Here is a 19,091-nt window from a genome sequence, read left to right as displayed (position 1 = left end):
CCCATGCACCGCATTCGCATCACGCTGGCCGCCGCCGTCGCGGCGCTGTCACTGGCCCAGCCCGCCCTGGCGGCGGACAAGATCGCGCTGGTGGTCAAGAGCCTGGGCAACGGCTTCTTCGACGCCGCCCGCCAGGGCGCGCAGGAGGCCGCCAAGGAGTTGGGCGGCCTGGAGATCATCTACGCCGGCCCGGCCAAGCCCACCGCGGAGGGCCAGGTGGAGATCGTCAATGCGCTGATCGCCCAGCGCGTGAAGGCCATCGCCATCTCGGCCAATGATCCCGATGCCTTGGTGCCGGTGCTGAAGAAGGCGCGCCAGCGCGGCATCCACGTGCTGTCCTTCGACGCCATGGTGCGCCAGGACGGCCGGCAGCTGCACCTTGCGCCGTCCAGCACACCGCTGATCGGCGCCAAGCTGGCGGCGCTGGCGCTGGAGGCGGCGCCTGGCGGCGGCGAGGTGGCGGTGCTGTCCGCCACCGCGCAAGCTACCAACCAGAACGGGTGGATCGCCGCACTGAAGTCCACGCTGGCCACTCCACCCTACGCCAAGCACAAGCTGGTTAGCGTCGTCTACGGCGACGACCAGACCGACAAGAGCTACCGCGAGGCGCAGGGCCTGCTGAAGAGCCACCCGAACCTCAAGGTCATCGTGGCGCCAACGACGGTGGGCATCGCCGCCGCCGCGCGTGCGGTGCAGGACGAGAGGCGCGTGGGCCAGGTGTTCGTCACCGGCCTGGGCCTGCCGTCGGAGATGCTGGGCCATGTGAGGGGCGGGGCGGTCAAGAGCTTCGCGATCTGGAACCCGGTGGACCTGGGCTACGCCGTCATCCAGCTGGCCAACGGCCTGGTGAAGGGCACGGTCAAGGGCATGGCCGGCGAGACGGTGTCGCTGGGCCGCATCGGCAAGACGACGCTCGACGCCGGCCTCGAAGCCGCCATGGCCGAGCCGTACACCTTCAACGCCAGCAACGTCGACAAGTTCTCGAAGGTGTATTGAGCCCGGCTCTCCCCAGGGGACGGCGATGCCCGCGGCATGGCGCCCCGTGCACGTCGCCGGACGGGTCGGCTTGGGGCGGCCCGGCGCTCGGCACGAAGGAAGGCGTGAATGACGACTGAACCTCTGCTCCAACTGCGAGGCATCACCAAACGCTTCGGCCTCACGCAGGCGCTGCGCGGCGTGGACTTAGACCTCGTGCCCGGCCAGGCGCTTGCGCTGATCGGCGAGAACGGCGCGGGCAAGAGCACGCTGGTCAAGACGCTGACCGGTGTGCATGCGCCCGATGCGGGCGAGATCCTGCTGGACGGCCGCCCCGTGCGCTTTGCGCGCACGCAGGACGCACAGGCCGCCGGCATCGCGGCGGTGCACCAGGAGACGGTGGTGTTCGACGCGCTGTCCGCCGCCGAGAACATCTTCATCGGCCGGCCGCCGCTGCGGCACCTGGCCGGGCTGCGCGTCATCGATTGGCCGCGCATGCGGCGCGAGGCACAGCAGTGGCTGGGCGCGGCGGGCGCCCAGTTCCCCGCGGACACGCCCACGCGTGAGCTGGGCATCGCGCAGAGGCACCAGATCGAGATCGCCCGGGCGCTGTCCCTGCAGGCGCGGGTGGTCATCTTCGATGAGCCCACGGCGGCCCTGTCGCGCGCCGAGATCCAGGACATCTACCGCCTCGTGCGCCAGCTCAAGGCGCAGGGCGTGGCGGTGCTTTTCATCAGCCACAAATTCGACGAGCTGTTCGCCGTCTGCGACCGCTACGTCGTGCTGCGTGACGGTGCGTCGGTGGGCGGCGGCGAGATGGCGACGGCGCAGGAGGCCGAGCTGGTGAAGCTGATGGTGGGCCGTGCGGTGGATGACATCTACCCGCCGCGCCGCCGCTCGCCCGGCGACGTGGCCCTGCGCGTGCAGGGTCTGAGCCACCCGACTGAGTTCGCTGACCTCGGCTTCGAGGTGCGGCGCGGCGAGGTGCTGGGCTTCTACGGGTTGGTGGGCGCCGGCCGCAGCGAGGCCATGCTGGCCCTGATCGGCCGCCAGCCCGACGCGACGGCGCGGGTCGAGCTGGCCGGCCGGCCACTGGACCTGCACGACCCGGCGCAGGCCATCGCGGCCGGCCTGGTCTATGTGCCAGAAGACCGCCGCGGGCAGGGCGCGCTGCTGGATCTGCCCGTCGGCGCCAACCTCACGCTGGCCGCGCTGGCCGGCCCGCGCCATGCATGGCGGGGCAGGCTGTCGCACGGCCCCTGGCTGTCGGCCGTGCGCGAGCGCGGCTTCGCCCAGGCGCTGATGGAGCGGCTGCGCATCAAGGCGGCGTCGCAGGACGCGCCCGTGGCCAGCCTGTCCGGCGGCAACCAGCAGAAGGTGGTCATCGCCAAGTGGCTGGGCCTGCAGCCGCAGGTGGTCATCCTGGACGAGCCCACCAAGGGCATCGACGTGGGCGCCAAGCAGGCGGTCTATGCGCTGATCGAGGACATGGTGCAGCAGGGGCTGGCCGTCATCCTGGTGTCGTCGGAACTGCCTGAGGCCATGCACCTGGCTGACCGCGTCATCGTCATGCGCCGCGGCCGGCAGGTGGCCGAGTTCCCGCACGGCGCGCCGGCCGAGGCCATCGCGGCCGCGGCCTCGGGCATGGTGCAGGAGGCACAGTCATGCTGACTGCCCGACGCGAGGGCCTGCTGCTGGCTGTTATCGCCGTGCTGGTGCTGGCCGTCGGCTGGCGGGCGCCGGTGTTCCTGACTGGGCGCAATGCGCTGGACATCGCCAACGAGTCGGCGCTGCTGGCTCTCCTCGTGGCCGGCCAGCTGGTGGTGCTGCTGACGCGCGGTGTGGACCTGTCGGTGGCGTCCAACCTGGCGCTGACCGGCATGGCCTGCGCGCTGGCCGGACAGGCCTGGCCCGGCCTGCCGGTGGTGGCGCTGCTGGGGCTGGCCGTCGTCGTGGGCGGCGCGCTGGGCGCCGTCAACGGACTGCTGATCGCGCACGCCGGGCTGCCACCCATCGTCGTGACGCTGGGCACGATGTCGCTGTACCGCGGCGCCGTGTTCGTGGCGTCGGGCGGGGCTTGGGTGTCCGAGCAGGACATCCACCCGGCCATCAAGGCGCTGCCGCGCGCGGAGCTGGCCGGTGTGCCGCTGCTCATCGTCATCGCCACGCTCGTGGTGCTGGCCGTGGCGGCCTGGCTGCGCTGGCGGCCGGCGGGGCGCGAGGTGGTGGCGCTGGGCAATCACCCGGAGGCGGCGCAGCTGGTGGGCATCTCGCAGCGACGCCGGCTGCTGCAGGTGTACATGCTGTCGGGCGCGCTGGCGGGGCTTGCGGGCCTGCTGTGGGTGGGGCGCTACGCGATCGCGTTCACCGAGCTCGCGGCGGGCTATGAGTTGACGGTGATCGCGGCCTGCGTGATCGGCGGCGTCAGCATCGCGGGCGGCATCGGTCACATGGGCGGCGCGATGCTGGGCGTGCTGTTCCTCGGCGTCGTCAACGCGGCGCTGCCGGTCATCCAGGTCTCGCCGTTTTGGCAGCAGGCCATTGCGGGTGCGGTCATCCTGCTGTCGGTGGCCTTGAACGCCAACGCACGGGGCCGCCGCGGCCTGCCTATCCTGGAGCGCAGCGAGCCATGAAAGCCTTCACTGCCTGGGAGCGCGTGCTGGCGGCACTGCTGGTGCTGCTGTACGCCGGCTTCGGCCTGGGGCTGGAGGGCTTTTTGTCGCCCTACGCGCTGGCCGATAGCACGGTCAACATGTCTGAGCGGCTCATCATCGCGATGGCCATGGCCCTGCTTATCGTGGCCGGGGAGATCGACCTGTCCATCGCCGCCACCATGGCGCTGGCCTCGTTGGCCATGGGCCTGGCGATGCAGGCCGGCGCGCCGCTGCCGATGATGGTGCTGGCGGCCCTGGCCACCGGCGCCGCCTGCGGAGCGCTGAACGGCTGGCTGGTCACGCGGCGCGGCCTGCCGTCCATCGTCGTGACCATCGGCACGCTGTCGCTGTACCGCGGCCTGGCGTTGGTGCTGCTGGGCGACCAGGCCATCACCGGCTATCCCGAGGCGCTGAGCGTGCTGGGCAACGGCACGCTGGGTGAGCTGATCGGCGTCGAGTGGCTGATCGTCCCCATCGAGTTCGCCATCGCGCTGCTGTTCGCGGTGGGCGTGGCGGTGTGGATGCACCGCACGGTGCATGGTCGGCGCGTCTATGCCATCGGCTCGAATCCGGTGGCCGCGCGCTTCAGCGGCATCGCGGCGGACCGCTACCGCCTCGGGCTGTTCGTCTTCGCCGGCCTCGCTGCCGCGCTGGCGGCCGTGCTGCTGACGGGCCGCATCGGCAGCACCCGGCCCAACCTGGCGGCCGGCTGGGAGCTGGACGCCATCACCATCGCGCTGCTGGGCGGCGTGGCCATCCAGGGCGGGCGCGGCAGCATGGTGGGCGTGATGCTGGCGGCGGTGCTGCTGGGCGCGTTCACGTTCGCGCTGGGCATGCTGAACGTGCCGGGCATCGTGATGGCCATGGTGGTGGGCGGGCTGCTGATCGGCGCGATGCTGCTGCCCCGGCTGCGGCCGCGCCGCTGACATGCAGGCCCCGGCAAGCGCGGCTTGTGCCCATCCGCACGCTGCCGGTGTGCGGCGGGGGAGCTGCCCTCAGTAGAATCCCGTGCTTTCGCACGCCGCCGCTTGCCCCAGGGCGCGTGCCTTCCAGAGAACCGCGCGGCCCCCGCGCCCAGCCTCCCCGGATCCCATGGCCCAGACCCCGCAACTGACCCATTTCGAGGGCGGCAACGCCTTGTCCGACTTCCGCGCCCAGGCCTTGCTGGCCGCGTTGCAACAGGTCAGTGCCCGCATCACCGGCATCAGCGCAAGGGCGGTGCATTGGGTCTGGACCGAAGGCGAGCTGGACGCTGCGACGCGCGAGCGCTTCGCGGCGCTGCTCACGTACGGCGAGCCGGCCGTGGCCGACGCCGCCGGTGACCTGGTGGTCGTCACGCCGCGCTTCGGCACGGTCAGCCCCTGGGCGTCCAAGGCGACCGACATCGCCCGCAACTGCGGCCTGGTGCTCAAGCGTGTGGAGCGCGTCGTCGAGTACCGCATTGCCACCAAGAGCGGCCTGCTGGGCCTGGGCGGTGCCAAGCCGCTGACGGCTGAAGAATTGAACGCCTGCGCCGCGCTGCTGCACGACCGCATGACCGAGTCGGCCTGCTTCAGCCGCGAGGACACGAAACACCTGTTCGACGAACGCACCGCCGAGCCGCTGGCCCACGTGGACGTGCTGGGCGCCGGCCGCGCCGCGCTGGAGCAGGCCAACGTCGAGTTCGGCCTGGCGCTGTCGGGCGATGAGATCGATTACCTGGAAACCAACTTCAAGAAGCTGGGCCGCAACCCCAGCGACGTCGAGCTGATGATGTTCGCGCAGGCCAACAGCGAGCACTGCCGGCACAAGATCTTCAACGCGAGCTTCACAGTGGACGGCGAGGCGCAGCCGCTTTCCCTATTCGGCATGATCCGCAACACCGAGAAGCTGAACCCGCAGCACACGGTGGTCGCGTACTCGGACAACGCGGCCATCATGGAAGGCCATGCCATCCAGCGCTGGATGCCGGCACCCACGGCCGGCGCTGCCTACGTGGCCCGCGCCGAGCAGGCCCAGGTGCTGATGAAGGTGGAGACGCACAACCACCCGACGGCCATCTCGCCCCACCCCGGCGCGTCCACCGGCGCGGGTGGCGAGATCCGCGACGAGGGCGCCACCGGCCGCGGCTCCAAGCCCAAGGCGGGCCTGACGGGCTTCTCGGTGTCCAACCTGCACCTGCCGGGCCTCAGCGAGCCCTGGGAGCTGCAACCCGTCGGCAAGCCGGCCCACATCGCCAGCGCGCTGCAGATCATGATCGACGGCCCGCTGGGCGGCGCCGCGTTCAACAACGAGTTCGGCCGCCCCAACCTGGCGGGCTATTTCCGCGTGTTCGAGCAGACGGTGGCTGGCGTGCGCCGCGGCTATCACAAGCCCATCATGATCGCCGGTGGCCTGGGCACCATCCGTGCGGACCTGACCAAGAAGATCGAGTTCCCCGCTGGCACGCTGCTGATCCAGCTCGGCGGCCCCGGCATGCGCATCGGCATGGGCGGTGGCGCCGCGTCGTCGATGGCGGCGGGCACGAACACGGCCGATCTGGACTTCGACTCCGTGCAGCGCGGCAACCCCGAAATCGAGCGCCGCGCGCAGGAAGTCATCAATCACTGCTGGGGCCTGGGTGCTGAGAACCCGGTGCTGGCCATCCATGACGTCGGCGCGGGCGGCATCTCCAACGCCTTCCCCGAGCTGGTGAACGACGCCGGCCGCGGCGCGCGCTTCGACCTGCGCAAAGTGCCGCTGGAGGAGTCGGGCCTCGCCCCGAAGGAAATCTGGTGCAACGAGAGCCAGGAACGCTACGTGCTGGCCATTGGGCCGGAGAGCCTGGCGCAGTTCACGGCCTTCTGCGAGCGCGAGCGCTGCCCGTTCGCCGTCGTCGGCGTGACGACCGAAGAGCGTGAACTCAAGCTCGTCGATGAGCAGACCGGCAGCGATCCCATCGACATGCCGATGGATGTGCTGCTCGGCAAGCCGCCCAAGACCCACCGCAACGTGACCCGCGTGGCCCGCGACGGCGGCGCGCTGGACCTGACCGGCGTGAAGCTGGAGACGGCCGCCTTCGACGTGCTGCGCCACCCGACGGTCGCCAACAAGCGCTTCCTCGTCACCATCGGCGACCGCACGGTGGGCGGCCTGAACCACCGCGACCAGATGGTGGGCCCCTGGCAGGTGCCGGTGGCTGACTGCGCGGTCACGCTTGCCGACTTCCAGGGTTTTGCCGGCGAGGCGATGAGCATGGGCGAGCGCACGCCGCTGGCCGCCGTCAACGCGCCGGCCTCGGGCCGCATGGCCGTGGCCGAAGCCATCACCAACCTGCTGGCCGCGCCCATCGAATTGCCGCGCGTGAAGCTCAGCGCCAACTGGATGGCCGCCTGCGGCGAAGCCGGCGAGGACGCCGCGCTGTTCGACACCGTCAAGACCGTCGGCATGGAGCTGTGCCCGGCACTGGGTATCTCCATCCCGGTGGGCAAGGATTCGCTGTCGATGCGCACCAAATGGAGCGACAACGGGGACGACAAGCAGGTCACCGCGCCCGTGTCGCTGATCGTCACGGCCTTCGCCAGCATTGCCGACGTGCGCGGCACGCTGACGCCCGAGTGGCAGCGCGAGGACTCCTGCGCCATCCTGATCGACCTCGGCCAGGGCCAGCGCCGCATGGCCGGCTCCATCCTGGCGCAGACGCTGAACCAGTTCGGCAACGACGTGCCGGACCTGGACGATCCGCAGCTGCTGGTGTCGCTGGTCAATGCCGTCAATGAACTGCGCGCCGCGGGCAAGCTGCTGGCCTATCACGACCGCTCCGACGGTGGCCTGTGGGCGGCGGCCTGCGAAATGGCCTTCGCCGGCCAGACCGGCCTGAGCCTGAACATCGACATGCTGGTCACCGAAGGCGACGGCATCAGCGACAGCCGCGCCGACACCGGCGACTCCAAGAACTGGGCTGCGCAAGTCAGCGGCCGCCGCGACGAGCTGACGCTGCGTGCGTTGTTCAATGAGGAACTGGGCGCGCTGATCCAGGTGCGCGCCGCTGACCGCGATGCCGTCATGCAGGTGCTGCGCGCGCATGGCCTGTCCAAGCATTCGCACGTGGTGGCCAAGCCGAATGCGAGCCGGCAGATGGAAGTCTGGCGCGACGCGAAGAAGGTCTTCGGCGCCGACCTGACGGCGCTGCAGCAGACCTGGGACGAGGTGAGCTGGCGCATCGCCAAGCTGCGCGACAACCCGGCCGGCGCCGACGCCGAGCATGCCGCCGCGGGCCGTGCCGACGACCCGGGCATGCACGTCCACCTGACGTTCACGCCTGAATCCATGCCTTCGCCGTTCGTGTCCACCGGCGCGAGACCGAAGGTCGCCATCCTGCGCGAGCAGGGCGTCAACTCGCATGTCGAGATGGCCTATGCGATGTCGCTGGGCGGCTTTGACAGCTTCGACGTGCACATGAGCGACCTGCAGTCCGGCGCGGTCAAGCTGGACGGCTTCGCGGCCTTCGTCGCCTGCGGCGGCTTCAGCTACGGCGACACCCTGGGTGCCGGCGAAGGCTGGGCGCGCTCCATCATGTTCAACCCGGTGCTGGCCGAGCAGTTCCGCGCCTTCTTCTCGCGCCCCGACACGCTGGCCCTGGGTGTGTGCAACGGCTGCCAGATGCTGGCGGCGCTGGCGCCCATCATCCCGGGCGCGGACGCCTGGCCGCGCTTCACGCGCAACCAGAGCGAGCAGTTCGAGGCGCGCCTGTCCATGGTGGAGGTGCTGGATTCGCCCAGCGTGTTCTTCAAGGGCATGGCCGGCAGCCGGCTGCCCATCGCCGTCGCGCACGGTGAGGGCTTTGCGAACTTCGCGCGCCAAGGGGATGCCGCCAAGGCCATCGCGGCAATGCGCTTCGTCGACAACCATGGCGCCGCCACCGAGGCCTACCCGTTCAACCCGAACGGCAGCCCGGGCGGCCTGACCTCGGTGACGACGGCCGACGGCCGCTTCACCGCGCTGATGCCCCACCCGGAGCGCGTGTTCCGCAACGTGCAGATGAGCTGGACATCGGGCGACCGCGCCCAGCACAGCCCGTGGCTGCGCATGTTCCAGAACGCGCGCAAGGCGCTGGGCTGAGTACCTGACCCTGGTCCCGCGCTGGCGGCGCCTCGCGCTGCCAGGCGCGGTGGCGCACGGCCCGGGGACAAAAAAAGGCGGGCCTCAGCCCGCCTTGTCGCCCTCAGGCAGCGTCAGTCCTGCACCACGGCGGCGGTCTGCAGCCGCTTGTTGACGCGCAGCGCCAGCAGTGTGCAGACGGCACCGGACAGCAGGTACACCGTCAGCGAGCCCAGGCCGAAGCGGGACGACAGGTACAGCGCGATGACCGGTGCGAAGGCGGCGCCCAGCAGCCAGGCCATGTCGGCCGTCAGTGCCGCGCCGGTGTAGCGGAAGTGCGGCAGGAAGTTGGACGTCACCGAGCCCGCCGACTGGCCGTAGGACAGGCCCAGCAACACAAAGCCGATCAGCAGGAAGGCGGCCTGGCCGGGCTTGCCGCCACCCAGCATCAGCGGCGCCGCGAACGCGAACAAGCCGATCGCGACGGCCAGGGAGCCCAGGAAATTGCGGCGGCCCACCTTGTCGGCGATCAGGCCCGACATGGGCATGGCCACTGCGGCGAACGCAGCGCCGAGCAGCTCCATCTTCATGAAGTCGTCGATGCCGGCAGGGTCAGACAACGCCACCCAGGACAACGGGAACACGGTCACGAGGTGGAAGAGGGCGTAGCTGGCCAGCGCGGCAAAGGCCCCGATGACAATGTGGTGACCTTGCGCCGGCAGCAGCTCGTTCAGGTGGGCGGGGTCGAGCTCGTGCTCTTCCATGCGCTTTTCGTATTCGTGCGTGACGACCAGGCGCAGGCGTGCGAACAGCGCCACCACGTTGATCGCGAAGGCGGCGAAGAACGGGAAGCGCCAGCCCCAGGACAGGAAATCGCGCACGTCCAGGCTGGTGTAGACGTACAGGAACACCCCGGAGGCGACGAAGAAGCCCAGCGGTGCGCCCAGCTGGCCCAGCATGGCGTACCAGCCGCGCCGCTGCGGCGGCGCGTTCAGCGCCAGCAGCGAGGGCAGGCCGTCCCACGAGCCGCCCAGCGCCAGGCCCTGGCCCACGCGGCACAGCGCCAGCAGCGCGACTGCAGTGCTGCCTGCGGTGCCGTAGCCGGGCAGCAGGCCCATGGCCACCGTGGAGCTGCCCAGCAGCAGCAGCGCAACCGTCAGCTTGGCGGAGCGGCCGAAGCGGCGCTGGATCTCCATGCCGATCAGCGTGCCGAGCGGCCGCACGACAAAGGCCAGCGCAAAGATCAGGAATGAGAACAAGGTGCCGGTCAGGCGGTCCACAAAGGGAAAGAAGACCTGCGGGAACACCAGCACCGACGCAATGCCGAACACAAAGAAGTCGAAGTATTCGGACGCCCGGCCGATGATGACGCCGACGGCGATGTCGCCGGGGGCCAAGTCTTCATCGCTGCGGGTGGGCTGCGGGCCGGACTGAGGGCGGGGGAGGGTACTGCTTGCGGTGGCCATGGCGGGCTTGTCTCCGTCGGTGACTAGGACAAAATGTCCAATCGTTGATTTACCTCAATCAACTTACATTCCAGCATCACGTGCAAGATCGTTAACCCTCGCGCGTTACTCCGGATGTACCCCACAAAGCCTCTACTTTCCCGCACGCTCGCCGTTTTGGCCAGCGTCGCCCTGTGTGGTTGTGACTGGGTCGTGATGAAGCCTCACGGCGACATCGCGCAACAGCAGGCGCAGCTGATCGTCACCTCCACGCTGCTGATGCTGCTGATCATCGTCCCGGTGATCGCGCTGACGCTGTTCTTCGCCTACCGGTACCGGCAGTCGAACACCGAGGCGACCTACGCGCCCGACTGGGATCACTCGACCCGTCTGGAGTTGGTGATCTGGGGCGCGCCGCTGCTGATCATCATCGCGCTCGGGGCGATCACCTGGATCACCACGCACAAGCTGGACCCTTACCGCCCGCTCGACCGCATCTCGGAAGACAAGCCGCTGGTGCCGGGCGTCAAGCCGCTGGAGGTGTATGCCGTCTCCCTGGACTGGAAGTGGCTGTTCATCTACCCCGAGCAGGGCATCGCGACCGTCAACGAAATGGCCGCGCCGGTGGACCGGCCTATCCATTTCCGGCTGACCTCCACGACGGTGATGAACACCTTCTACGTGCCGGCGCTGGCCGGCATGATCTACACGATGCCGGGCATGGAGACGCAGCTGCATGCCGTCATCAACAAGGCCGGCGCTTATGACGGCCTGTCGGCCCACTACAGCGGCGCCGGTTTCTCGGACATGCGCTTCAAGTTCCACGGCCTGTCGGACGCCGATTTCGCGCGCTGGGTTGAGGCCAGCAAGGCCAGCGGCAGCGCGCTAACCCGCGATGATTACCTCAAGCTTGAACAGCCCAGCGCCAAGGAAGCTGTGCGCCGTTACGCCAGCGTCGAGCCGGGCTTGTGGAGCGCCATCCTGGACCGCTGCGTTGATGGCAAGAAGATGTGCGCAAGCCAGATGATGGCCATCGACGCTGCAGGCGGTGCCGGCAAGGGCGGCGTGGCCGGCACCATGCGCAGCCCGTGGCTGACGCTGGATGGCATCAAGCGCGAGCGCACCGTCGTTGCCGCGTTGTGTACCCCTGTCAATCCGCTGGGCCTGGCGCTGGAACCCACCGCGCTGTCCTCCTCCTTCGCGCCGCAGAACTAAGCCGATGATTGCCTACCCCGAAGAGCTCCACCCGGTCCTGGGCCGGCTGGGCCTGCATGCCCTCCCGCTGCACGAACCCATCCTGATCGGCACCTTCGCGGCCGTGATGCTGGGTGGCCTGTTCGTGCTGGCCATGATCACCAAATACCGCCTATGGGGCACCTTGTGGCGGGACTGGATCACCAGCATCGACCACAAGAAGATCGGCATCATGTACATGCTGCTCGGCTTGGTCATGCTGCTGCGTGGCTTTGCCGACGCGATCATGATGCGTGCCCACCAGGCCATGGCCTTTGGTGACAACGCCGGCTTCCTGCCGCCGCATCACTACGACCAGATCTTCACGGCGCACGGCGTCATCATGATCTTCTTCGTCGCGATGCCTTTCGTGACGGGCTTCATGAACTACCTCGTGCCGCTGCAGATCGGTGCGCGCGATGTGGCCTTCCCGTTCCTGAACAACTTCAGCTTCTGGATGACCGCCGGCGGCGCCATCCTGGTGATGATCTCGCTGTTTGTCGGCGAGTTCGCCAAGACCGGCTGGCTGGCTTTCCCGCCGCTGTCGGGCATCCTAGCCAGCCCCGACCCCGGCGTGGACTACTACTTGTGGTCACTGCAGGTGGCCGGTGTGGGCACGACGCTGTCGGGCATCAACCTGATCGCCACCATCGTCAAGATGCGCGCACCCGGCATGACCATGATGAAGATGCCCGTCTTCACCTGGACGTCGCTGTGCACCAACGTGCTGATCGTCGCGACCTTCCCGGTGCTTGCCGCCACGCTGGCGCTGCTGACCGCCGACCGCTACCTCGCCACGAACTTCTTCACGACGGACCTGGGCGGCAACGCCATGCTGTACGTGAACCTGATCTGGATCTGGGGCCACCCGGAGGTCTACATCCTGATCCTGCCGATCTTCGGCGTGTTCTCGGAAGTGGTGTCCACCTTCAGCCGCAAGAAGCTGTTCGGCTATGCGTCGATGGTTTATGCGACGGTCGTCATCACCATCCTGTCCTACCTCGTGTGGCTGCACCACTTCTTCACGATGGGTTCAGGTGCCAGTGTGAACAGCTTCTTCGGCATCACGACGATGATCATCTCGATCCCGACGGGCGCGAAGATCTTCAACTGGCTGTTCACGATGTACCGCGGCCGCATCAAGTTTGAAGTGCCGATGCTGTGGACCGTGGGCTTCATGGTGACCTTCGTCATCGGCGGCATGACCGGCGTGCTGTTGGCCGTGCCGGCAGCTGACTTCGTGCTGCACAACAGCCTGTTCCTGATCGCCCACTTCCACAACGTCATCATCGGTGGCGTGGTGTTCGGGGTGTTTGCCGGCATCAACTTCTGGTTCCCCAAGGCCTTCGGCTTCCGCCTGGATGCGTTCTGGGGCAAGGTGAGCTTCTGGTGCTGGTTCATCGGTTTCTGGGTTGCGTTCACGCCGCTGTACGTGCTGGGCCTGATGGGCGTCACGCGTCGCGTCAGTCACTTCGATGATCCGTCGCTGCAGATCTGGTTCGTGATCGCAGCCTGTGGCGCGGCCATCATTGCGGTCGGCATTGCCGCCTTCCTGGTGCAGATCGCCGTCAGCATCTGGCGCCGCAAGGAGCTGCGCGATGTGACGGGCGACATCTGGGAGGGCCGCACGCTGGAGTGGTCCACCTCGTCGCCGCCGCCGGACTACAACTTCGCGTTCACGCCCGTCGTGCACGAGATGGACGCCTGGCACGACATGAAGCAGCGCGGCGCCCAGCGGCCTCGTAGCGGCTTCGTGGACATCCACATGCCCAAGAACACCGGCGCCGGCTTCGTCATCGCGATGCTGGCCACCGCGATGGGCTTTGCCCTGGTGTGGCACATGTACTGGATCGCGCTGGGTCTGCTGATCGCCACCGTGGCCGCGTCCATCGTGCACACCTTCAACTACAGCCGCGACTACTACATCAAGGCCGATGCTGTGACCCGCTGCGAAGACCAGCGCAGCCGCGAGCTCGACGCCGCGGCCTGATCGACAGAGCAATCCCATGAGCGCAAGCATGACCGCCTCGACCGGTGCGCCGGTCGTCTTCTACGACGACGGCCACCACCATCCGCCCAACAGCACGATGCTGGGCTTCTGGCTCTACCTGATGAGCGACTGCCTCATCTTTGCGGTGCTGTTCGCCACCTACGCCGTGCTGGGCCGCAACTACGCGGCCGGCCCGTCGGGGGCCGACCTGTTCGACCTGCAACTGGTCGCCATCAACACCGCGCTGCTGCTGTTCTCGTCCATCACCTACGGCATGGCCATGGTGGGCATGCAGGCGCGCAAGAAGGCCCAGGTACTGGGCTGGCTGGCGGTGACCGGCGTGCTGGGCCTGGGCTTCCTGGCCATCGAGCTCTATGAGTTCTACCACCTCATCCACCAGGGCGCCGGCCCGGCGCGCAGCGCCTTCCTGTCCAGCTTCTTCACGCTGGTCGGTACGCACGGTCTGCACGTCACCTTCGGCTGCATCTGGTTGGTGGTGCTCATGGTGCAGGTGCAAAAGCACGGCCTCATCGCCGCAAACCGCCGTCGCCTGATGTGCCTGTCGATGTTCTGGCACTTCCTGGACGTCGTCTGGATCGGCGTGTTCACCTTTGTCTATCTGATGGGAGTCATGTGATGGCGGCCAATCACCACCACGATCACGATGATCACCTGGACGGCGAGGAAGACTTCCACGTCAGCGTGAAGGGCTACGCGGTCGGCTTCATCCTGTCCGTCATCCTGACGGCCATCCCCTTCTGGCTGGTCATGGGCAAGGTGCTGCCCAGCCCGCAGACGACGGCGCTGGTCATCCTCGGCTTCGGTGCTGTGCAGATGGTTGTGCACATGATCTATTTCCTGCACATGAACGCCAAGGTCGAGCAGGGCTGGTCCATGCTGGCGTTGGTGTTCACCGTGGCGCTGGTGGTCATCATGTTCGCCGGCTCTGTCTGGGTCATGTACAACATGAACGCCAACATGATGCCCACGCCCGACCCCGCAGCGATGCGGAACATGTAGTCCACGGCCAGGCTGTTGCGCTGAAGGTGGCCGCTGAGATGGCGTGGCGTTCTGTCATCGCGGGGCCTTCGGGGCTGCGGCGGCCTGCAGCTTGCGCGTCGTTGCGGCCGACGGGTGCCGTCGGCGCTGCTGACTCCCGCGAGGTGTGCACGTGATGCGCGCAGCACGCTGGGCGCTGATCGCCGCTACGGCGATGGCCGGTCTGGGCTTTGCGGCACTGTCGCTGTGGCAGATGCAGCGGCTCGGCTGGAAGCAGGACCTGATGGCCCGCGTGGAGCAGCGGCTGCAGGCGGAGCCCGTCAGCCCACCTGCGCCGGCCGCATGGGCGACCCTTGGGCCGGCCGACGAGTACCGTCGGCTGCGGCTGCACGGGCAGTTCGAGCGCGGCGAGGTGTTGGTGCAGGCCACCACGGCCCTCGGCGGCGGTCATTGGGTCATGGCACCGCTGCGGCTGGCGGATGGCAGCGTGGTGCTCGTCAACCGAGGCTTTGTCTCGCCCGAGCGACGCGCAGCCGAGGCGCGTGAGGCGCCGGTGGGTGTCGTCGAGCTCACCGGCTTGTTGCGCCTGACCGAGCCCGGCGGCGGCCCCTTGCGCGCCAACGTGCCGGCCGAAGGGCGCTGGTACTCGCGTGATGTCGCCGGCATTGCCGCGCAGTTGGGCCTGGGCGGCGCCGTCGCCCCGTTCTTCGTCGACGAAGCGGCCGACCCCGCCCAACCGCAGCGTTGGCCGCGCCCGGGGCTGACCGTCGTGCGTTTCGCCAACAATCACGCCGTCTACGCCGCCACCTGGCTGGCGCTCGCCGTCATGGCCGCCGCTGCGGCGGTCTACCTGGTTCGCGAAGAACGCCGCCGCCTCCCGTCTTGAACGCTGCCCGCCTGCTGCCCTCTGCCGCCGAAGCCGTGACCCCCGAACGCCGGGCCGGCCGCGCCAACCTGCGCCAGCTCATCGAGCTGCGCTGGCTGGCCGTGGGCGGGCAACTGGCCACCGTGCTGGTCGTGCATCAGGTGCTGGGCATCACGCTGCCCTGGATCGAGATGCTCAGCCTGCTGGGCGTGCTGACGGCGTTCAACCTGTTCAGCGTGTGGCGCAACCGGCTGGAGCAGCCGGTCTCGCAGATGGCCTTGTGCGTTGCGCTGCTGGTGGACGTCGGCGTCTTGACCGGCCAGCTCTACCTTGCCGGCGGCAGCGACAACCCCTTCATCTACCTCTACCTGCTGCAGGTGGCCGTGGCCTCGGTGCTGCTGCGGCCCGCCTACCTGTGGGCCATCGTGCTGAGCACGGTGTGTGGCTTCGTGGCGCTCACGCAGTGGCACCGCCCGCTGTTGCTGGACCCGACCTCGCCCACCACGCTGTCGCCCAACTACCTGGGCGGCTTGCTGCTGTGCTTCCTGCTCAACGTGGGCCTGCTGGCGGTGTTCATCGTGCGCATCAACCGCAACCTGCGCCAGCGCGATGCCGAGCTCGCCGAGCTGCGCCAGCGTGCCGCCGAGCAGACGCACATCGTGCGCATGGGCCTGCTGGCCAGCGGCGCCGCCCACGAGCTGGGCACGCCACTGGCCACGCTCAGCGTCATCCTCGGCGACTGGGCCCACATGGCGCCGTTCGCGGCGGAGCCCGAGCTGCGCGAGGAGATCGAGGAAATGCAGCGTCAGATCCTGCGTTGCAAGGCCATCGTCACCGGCATCCTGATGTCGGCCGGCGAGGTGCGTGGCGAGGCCCCGCAACTCACCGCGCTGCGCAGCTTCATCGACACGCTCGCCCAGCGCTGGCGCCAGGCCCACCCCAGCGCTGAGCTGCACCTGGTGTGCGACCGCGAACTGCCCGCGCTGGACATCATTGCCGACAGCGCACTGGCGCAAGTGGTCGGCAACCTGCTGGACAACGCCGCCGAGGCCGCGCCCGGTCGGCCGCTGACGCTGGTTGCGGCCCACCCCGATGAGCACACGCTCAGCCTCAGCGTGCTCGACGAAGGCCCCGGCTTCGACGACCGCCAGCTCGCCCACTTCGGCGAGCCCTACCAGAGCAGCAAGGGCCAGCCCGGCCGTGGCATGGGCCTGTTCCTGTCCGTCAACGTGGCCCGCACGTTGGGCGGCCGGTTGGAGGCGCGCAACCGCGACGAAGGCGGGGCGGCGGTCACCCTCACGCTGCCGCTGGCTTCTCTGCTGCCGCAACAATCACGGGCCCATGCCACAAGCCGCTGAAGAAGACCGCCTGCTGCTCATCGTTGAAGACGATGACAGCTTTGCCCGCACGCTGAGCCGCTCCTTCGAGCGTCGCGGTTGGCGCGTGCTGCGCGCCACCGGGCTGGACGACATGAAGCACCTGCTCGATGAGCTGCCCGATGACGAGGAGCTCGGCCATGCCGTCGTGGACCTTAAGCTCGCAGGCGGCGCGTCGGGCCTGGCCTGCGTGCAGGCTCTGCATGGCTGGGACCCCGAGGTCCTGATCGTCGTGCTGACCGGTTACGCCAGCATCGCCACCGCGGTGGAGGCCATCAAGCTGGGCGCCTGCCACTACCTCGCCAAGCCCGCGAACACCGACGACATCGAGGCCGCCTTCGCGCGCCGCCAGGGCGATGCCGAGGTCGAGGTCACCGAGCGCCAGACCGCCAGCATCAAGACGCTGGAGTGGGAGCGCATCCACGAGATGCTGGCCGAGACCGGCTTCAACATCAGCGAGACCGCCCGGCGCCTGGGCATGCACCGCCGCACGCTGGCACGCAAGCTGGAGAAGCAGCGCGTGAAGTGATGGCGACCAACTGAAATACGCAGTCCCGCCAACACATCATGCAACTGCTGAGCGTTGCCATCGTTGCAGCAACAGGGGTGTTCCTGGTGGCGCTTGGCTTGGCTGCGTTGATTCGTCCGCCGCTTGTCTGCGGCTTCCTGCTTGGCTTCGCCGGGTCGGCTGCCAAACACTACGCTGAACTGGCGGTGCGTCTGCTGGTTGGCATCGCACTTGTGTGGGCGGCACCCGCGCTGGCCGGGTCGGCGGTGTTCTGGTGGTTTGGCTGGGTACTGCTGGGCACGACTGGCGTCTTGCTGGCTGTGCCCTGGCGCCTGCATCGTCAGTTTGCGCAGGCCAGCGTCCCGCAGGCCCTGCGCTTTCTGCCGGTCATCGGCTTGGCCTCGCTGGCTGCGGGCGCCGCCACGCTCTGGGCTGTCGTCGCTGCGGGTGCGATGGGACTTGGGCGATAAGCGGCCCAGTCAGAGCCCGGCGAGCAGCTCGTAGGAGCGCCGCCGCGCGGCGTGGTCGTGCACGGCGCAGGCCGCGATGAACTCGTCGGCGCCGGTGCGTTCGGCCGTGGCGGCCAGGCCCGCGCGCACGGTCTGTGGCGAGCCCACGACCGCTTCGCTGAGCATGCGCTCCACCTGCAGCCGCTCGGCCGGCGACCACAGCGCATCCATGCTGGCCACCGGGGCGGGCAGCTTGCCGCGCCGGCCGCGCACCATGCCGAGGAAGCGCTGCTGGATGGACGTGAAGAGCCGCTGCGCCTCCTCGTCGGTCGGCGCGACGAGCACGTTCAGGCCCACCATCGCATGCGGCTTGGGGTGGCGCGCGCTGGGCCGGTAGGTGCTGCGATAGATGTCCAAGGCCTGCATCAGCATGTCGGGCGCGAAGTGCGATGCGAACGCGAACGGCAGGCCCAGGTAGGCGGCCAGCTGCGCGCTGTACAGGCTGGACCCCAGCAGCCAGATCGGCACCTCGGTGCCCTGGCCCGGCACGGCGCGCACGGCAGCGTCGTCGGTGGCCGGGGCGAGATAGCCCTGCAGCTCCAGCACATCGTTCGGGAAGCCGTCCTCGCCGCTGCTCTCCAGGCTGCGGCGCAGTGCGCGCATCGTCGGCCGGTCGGTGCCGGGCGCGCGCCCCAGGCCGAGGTCGATGCGGCCGGGAAAGAGCTCGGCCAGCGTGCCGAACTGCTCGGCGATGGTCAGCGGCGCGTGGTTGGGCAGCATGATGCCGCCCGCGCCGACGCGGATGCGCCGCGACGCCGCGGCCAGCTGGCCGATCAGCACGGCCGTGGCCGAGCTGGCCACGCCTTCCATGTTGTGATGCTCGGCCACCCAGTAGCGCGTGTAGCCCAGCTCATCGGCGAGCTTGACGAGGTCCAGGCTGTTGAGCAGTGCGTCGCGCGTGCTGGCGCCCTCCACAACGGGCGCGAGGTCGAGGATGGACAGTGGGGGCAGGGCAGGCATGGGCGTCATCTTCGCGAGGCCGGCTTGGCCTTGCCAGGGCGGGGCCTTGGGGGCCTGTGCTCAGAGCTGCTTGCCCATGAACACGCTCAGCGGGTGATCGGGGTAGTCGCCGAACGGGCCGCGCCGCACGTAGCCGCGGCCCGCGTAGAAGGCCAGGGCCTCGGGCTGATACGGCCCCGTCTCCAGCAGCAGCTGCGGGCAGCCGCGCGCCCGTGCCGCGTCTTCGAGCACCTGCAGGATCTGGCGCGCCAGGCCGGCGCCGCGCGCGGCTGGCTGCACGTACATGCGCTTGAGTTCGCCATGCGTGGTGCGCAGCACCACGGCTGCACAGCCCCGCGCCACGCCCTGCGCGTCGCGCGCCACGGCAAACAGCACCTCGGGCTGGCACAGTGCGTCCAGGTCGAGCGCGTAGCGCGCCTCGGCGGGGTAGAGGCTGTCCTGGTAGGCATCGAGCTCGGCGATCAGCGCGATGACCTCGGGCTGGCGTGCGGTTTCAAGGGCAACGTGCATGGCGAATGA

General features: G+C 68.9%; 16 protein-coding genes. 13 read left to right on the top strand and 3 right to left on the bottom strand.

The window, feature by feature from the left end; genetic code table 11:
* The first annotated feature begins 3 nt into the window (after positions 1–3).
* The 5 genes from rhaS to purL all read left to right on the top strand — a co-directional run bounded on the left by rhaS (position 4) and on the right by purL (position 8,708).
* Positions 4–996, top strand: a complete 993-nt coding sequence (gene rhaS, locus NYO99_RS05860) for a rhamnose ABC transporter substrate-binding protein (RefSeq protein ID WP_268166154.1) — start codon at positions 4–6, stop codon at positions 994–996.
* 108 nt (positions 997–1,104) lie between these two features.
* Positions 1,105–2,646, top strand: coding sequence for a sugar ABC transporter ATP-binding protein (locus tag NYO99_RS05855; protein WP_268166153.1), 1,542 nt, complete (start codon positions 1,105–1,107; stop codon positions 2,644–2,646).
* Positions 2,640–3,608 (top strand): ABC transporter permease, encoded by a 969-nt coding sequence (locus NYO99_RS05850; protein WP_268166152.1) that lies wholly within the window; start codon positions 2,640–2,642, stop codon positions 3,606–3,608. The genes NYO99_RS05855 and NYO99_RS05850 overlap by 7 nt, the downstream gene beginning before the upstream one ends.
* Positions 3,605–4,555: an ABC transporter permease gene (locus NYO99_RS05845; RefSeq protein WP_268166151.1), complete on the top strand. Its 951-nt coding sequence runs from the start codon at positions 3,605–3,607 to the stop codon at positions 4,553–4,555. The genes NYO99_RS05850 and NYO99_RS05845 overlap by 4 nt, the downstream gene beginning before the upstream one ends.
* Positions 4,556–4,721: 166 nt before the next feature.
* On the top strand, positions 4,722–8,708 hold the full coding sequence (gene purL, locus NYO99_RS05840; protein ID WP_268166149.1) for a phosphoribosylformylglycinamidine synthase: 3,987 nt from the start codon (positions 4,722–4,724) through the stop codon (positions 8,706–8,708).
* 113 nt (positions 8,709–8,821) lie between these two features.
* Here purL and NYO99_RS05835 read toward each other — a convergent pair whose 3' ends face one another.
* Positions 8,822–10,153, bottom strand: a complete 1,332-nt coding sequence (locus NYO99_RS05835) for an MFS transporter (protein WP_268166148.1) — start codon at positions 10,151–10,153, stop codon at positions 8,822–8,824.
* A gap of 114 nt (positions 10,154–10,267) precedes the next feature.
* Between NYO99_RS05835 and cyoA the strand changes: the two genes are divergently transcribed.
* The 8 genes from cyoA (at position 10,268) to NYO99_RS05795 (ending at position 17,573) form a co-directional block, all read left to right on the top strand.
* Positions 10,268–11,347, top strand: a complete 1,080-nt coding sequence (cyoA, locus tag NYO99_RS05830) for a ubiquinol oxidase subunit II (RefSeq protein ID WP_268166146.1) — start codon at positions 10,268–10,270, stop codon at positions 11,345–11,347.
* 4 nt (positions 11,348–11,351) lie between these two features.
* The gene (gene cyoB / locus NYO99_RS05825; RefSeq protein ID WP_268166145.1) at positions 11,352–13,355 is read left to right on the top strand and encodes a cytochrome o ubiquinol oxidase subunit I; all 2,004 of its coding nucleotides are present in this window, start codon (positions 11,352–11,354) and stop codon (positions 13,353–13,355) included.
* A gap of 28 nt (positions 13,356–13,383) precedes the next feature.
* Complete coding sequence (gene cyoC / locus NYO99_RS05820; RefSeq protein ID WP_268166144.1) at positions 13,384–13,992, top strand: cytochrome o ubiquinol oxidase subunit III; 609 nt, start codon at positions 13,384–13,386, stop codon at positions 13,990–13,992.
* Positions 13,992–14,375, top strand: coding sequence for a cytochrome o ubiquinol oxidase subunit IV (gene cyoD, locus NYO99_RS05815; protein ID WP_268166143.1), 384 nt, complete (start codon positions 13,992–13,994; stop codon positions 14,373–14,375). Before cyoC ends, cyoD begins: the two co-directional genes overlap by 1 nt.
* Positions 14,376–14,529: 154 nt before the next feature.
* A complete protein-coding gene (locus NYO99_RS05810) occupies positions 14,530–15,240 on the top strand; it encodes an SURF1 family protein (RefSeq protein ID WP_268166142.1) in 711 nt (236 codons plus the stop codon).
* Entirely contained in the window at positions 15,237–16,577 is a 1,341-nt protein-coding gene (locus tag NYO99_RS05805) for an ATP-binding protein (RefSeq protein ID WP_268166141.1), read from the top strand. The genes NYO99_RS05810 and NYO99_RS05805 overlap by 4 nt, the downstream gene beginning before the upstream one ends.
* Entirely contained in the window at positions 16,561–17,124 is a 564-nt protein-coding gene (locus NYO99_RS05800) for a response regulator transcription factor (protein ID WP_268166139.1), read from the top strand. Before NYO99_RS05805 ends, NYO99_RS05800 begins: the two co-directional genes overlap by 17 nt.
* A gap of 38 nt (positions 17,125–17,162) precedes the next feature.
* A complete protein-coding gene (locus NYO99_RS05795) occupies positions 17,163–17,573 on the top strand; it encodes a hypothetical protein (RefSeq protein WP_268166138.1) in 411 nt (136 codons plus the stop codon).
* Positions 17,574–17,582: 9 nt separating this feature from the next.
* Here NYO99_RS05795 and NYO99_RS05790 read toward each other — a convergent pair whose 3' ends face one another.
* The gene (locus NYO99_RS05790; protein WP_268166137.1) at positions 17,583–18,572 is read right to left on the bottom strand and encodes an LLM class flavin-dependent oxidoreductase; all 990 of its coding nucleotides are present in this window, start codon (positions 18,570–18,572) and stop codon (positions 17,583–17,585) included.
* Between the two features lie 60 nt (positions 18,573–18,632).
* Positions 18,633–19,082: a GNAT family N-acetyltransferase gene (locus NYO99_RS05785; protein WP_268166136.1), complete on the bottom strand. Its 450-nt coding sequence runs from the start codon at positions 19,080–19,082 to the stop codon at positions 18,633–18,635.
* Between the last annotated feature and the right edge of the window lie 9 nt (positions 19,083–19,091).

The organism is Roseateles hydrophilus (assembly GCF_026712245.1).
Taxonomy (GTDB): domain Bacteria; phylum Pseudomonadota; class Gammaproteobacteria; order Burkholderiales; family Burkholderiaceae_C; genus Pelomonas; species Pelomonas hydrophilus.
Note: the sequence above shows the minus strand (reverse complement) of the source record. Positions and strands in the feature narration are given on the sequence as shown.

What these genes read in the sequence shown, in the direction of transcription:
- purL (WP_268166149.1), top strand. Translation starts at nt 4,722, where the DNA reads ATGGCCCAGACCCCGCAACTGACCCATTTCGAGGGCGGCAACGCCTTG.
- cyoC (WP_268166144.1), top strand. Translation starts at nt 13,384, where the DNA reads ATGACCGCCTCGACCGGTGCGCCGGTCGTCTTCTACGACGACGGCCAC.
- NYO99_RS05845 (WP_268166151.1), top strand. Translation starts at nt 3,605, where the DNA reads ATGAAAGCCTTCACTGCCTGGGAGCGCGTGCTGGCGGCACTGCTGGTG.
- NYO99_RS05790 (WP_268166137.1), bottom strand. Translation starts at nt 18,572, where the DNA reads ATGCCTGCCCTGCCCCCACTGTCCATCCTCGACCTCGCGCCCGTTGTG.
- NYO99_RS05835 (WP_268166148.1), bottom strand. Translation starts at nt 10,153, where the DNA reads ATGGCCACCGCAAGCAGTACCCTCCCCCGCCCTCAGTCCGGCCCGCAG.
- NYO99_RS05785 (WP_268166136.1), bottom strand. Translation starts at nt 19,082, where the DNA reads ATGCACGTTGCCCTTGAAACCGCACGCCAGCCCGAGGTCATCGCGCTG.
- NYO99_RS05855 (WP_268166153.1), top strand. Translation starts at nt 1,105, where the DNA reads ATGACGACTGAACCTCTGCTCCAACTGCGAGGCATCACCAAACGCTTC.
- rhaS (WP_268166154.1), top strand. Translation starts at nt 4, where the DNA reads ATGCACCGCATTCGCATCACGCTGGCCGCCGCCGTCGCGGCGCTGTCA.
- cyoA (WP_268166146.1), top strand. Translation starts at nt 10,268, where the DNA reads ATGTACCCCACAAAGCCTCTACTTTCCCGCACGCTCGCCGTTTTGGCC.
- NYO99_RS05795 (WP_268166138.1), top strand. Translation starts at nt 17,163, where the DNA reads ATGCAACTGCTGAGCGTTGCCATCGTTGCAGCAACAGGGGTGTTCCTG.
- NYO99_RS05810 (WP_268166142.1), top strand. Translation starts at nt 14,530, where the DNA reads ATGCGCGCAGCACGCTGGGCGCTGATCGCCGCTACGGCGATGGCCGGT.
- NYO99_RS05850 (WP_268166152.1), top strand. Translation starts at nt 2,640, where the DNA reads ATGCTGACTGCCCGACGCGAGGGCCTGCTGCTGGCTGTTATCGCCGTG.
- cyoB (WP_268166145.1), top strand. Translation starts at nt 11,352, where the DNA reads ATGATTGCCTACCCCGAAGAGCTCCACCCGGTCCTGGGCCGGCTGGGC.
- cyoD (WP_268166143.1), top strand. Translation starts at nt 13,992, where the DNA reads ATGGCGGCCAATCACCACCACGATCACGATGATCACCTGGACGGCGAG.
- NYO99_RS05800 (WP_268166139.1), top strand. Translation starts at nt 16,561, where the DNA reads ATGCCACAAGCCGCTGAAGAAGACCGCCTGCTGCTCATCGTTGAAGAC.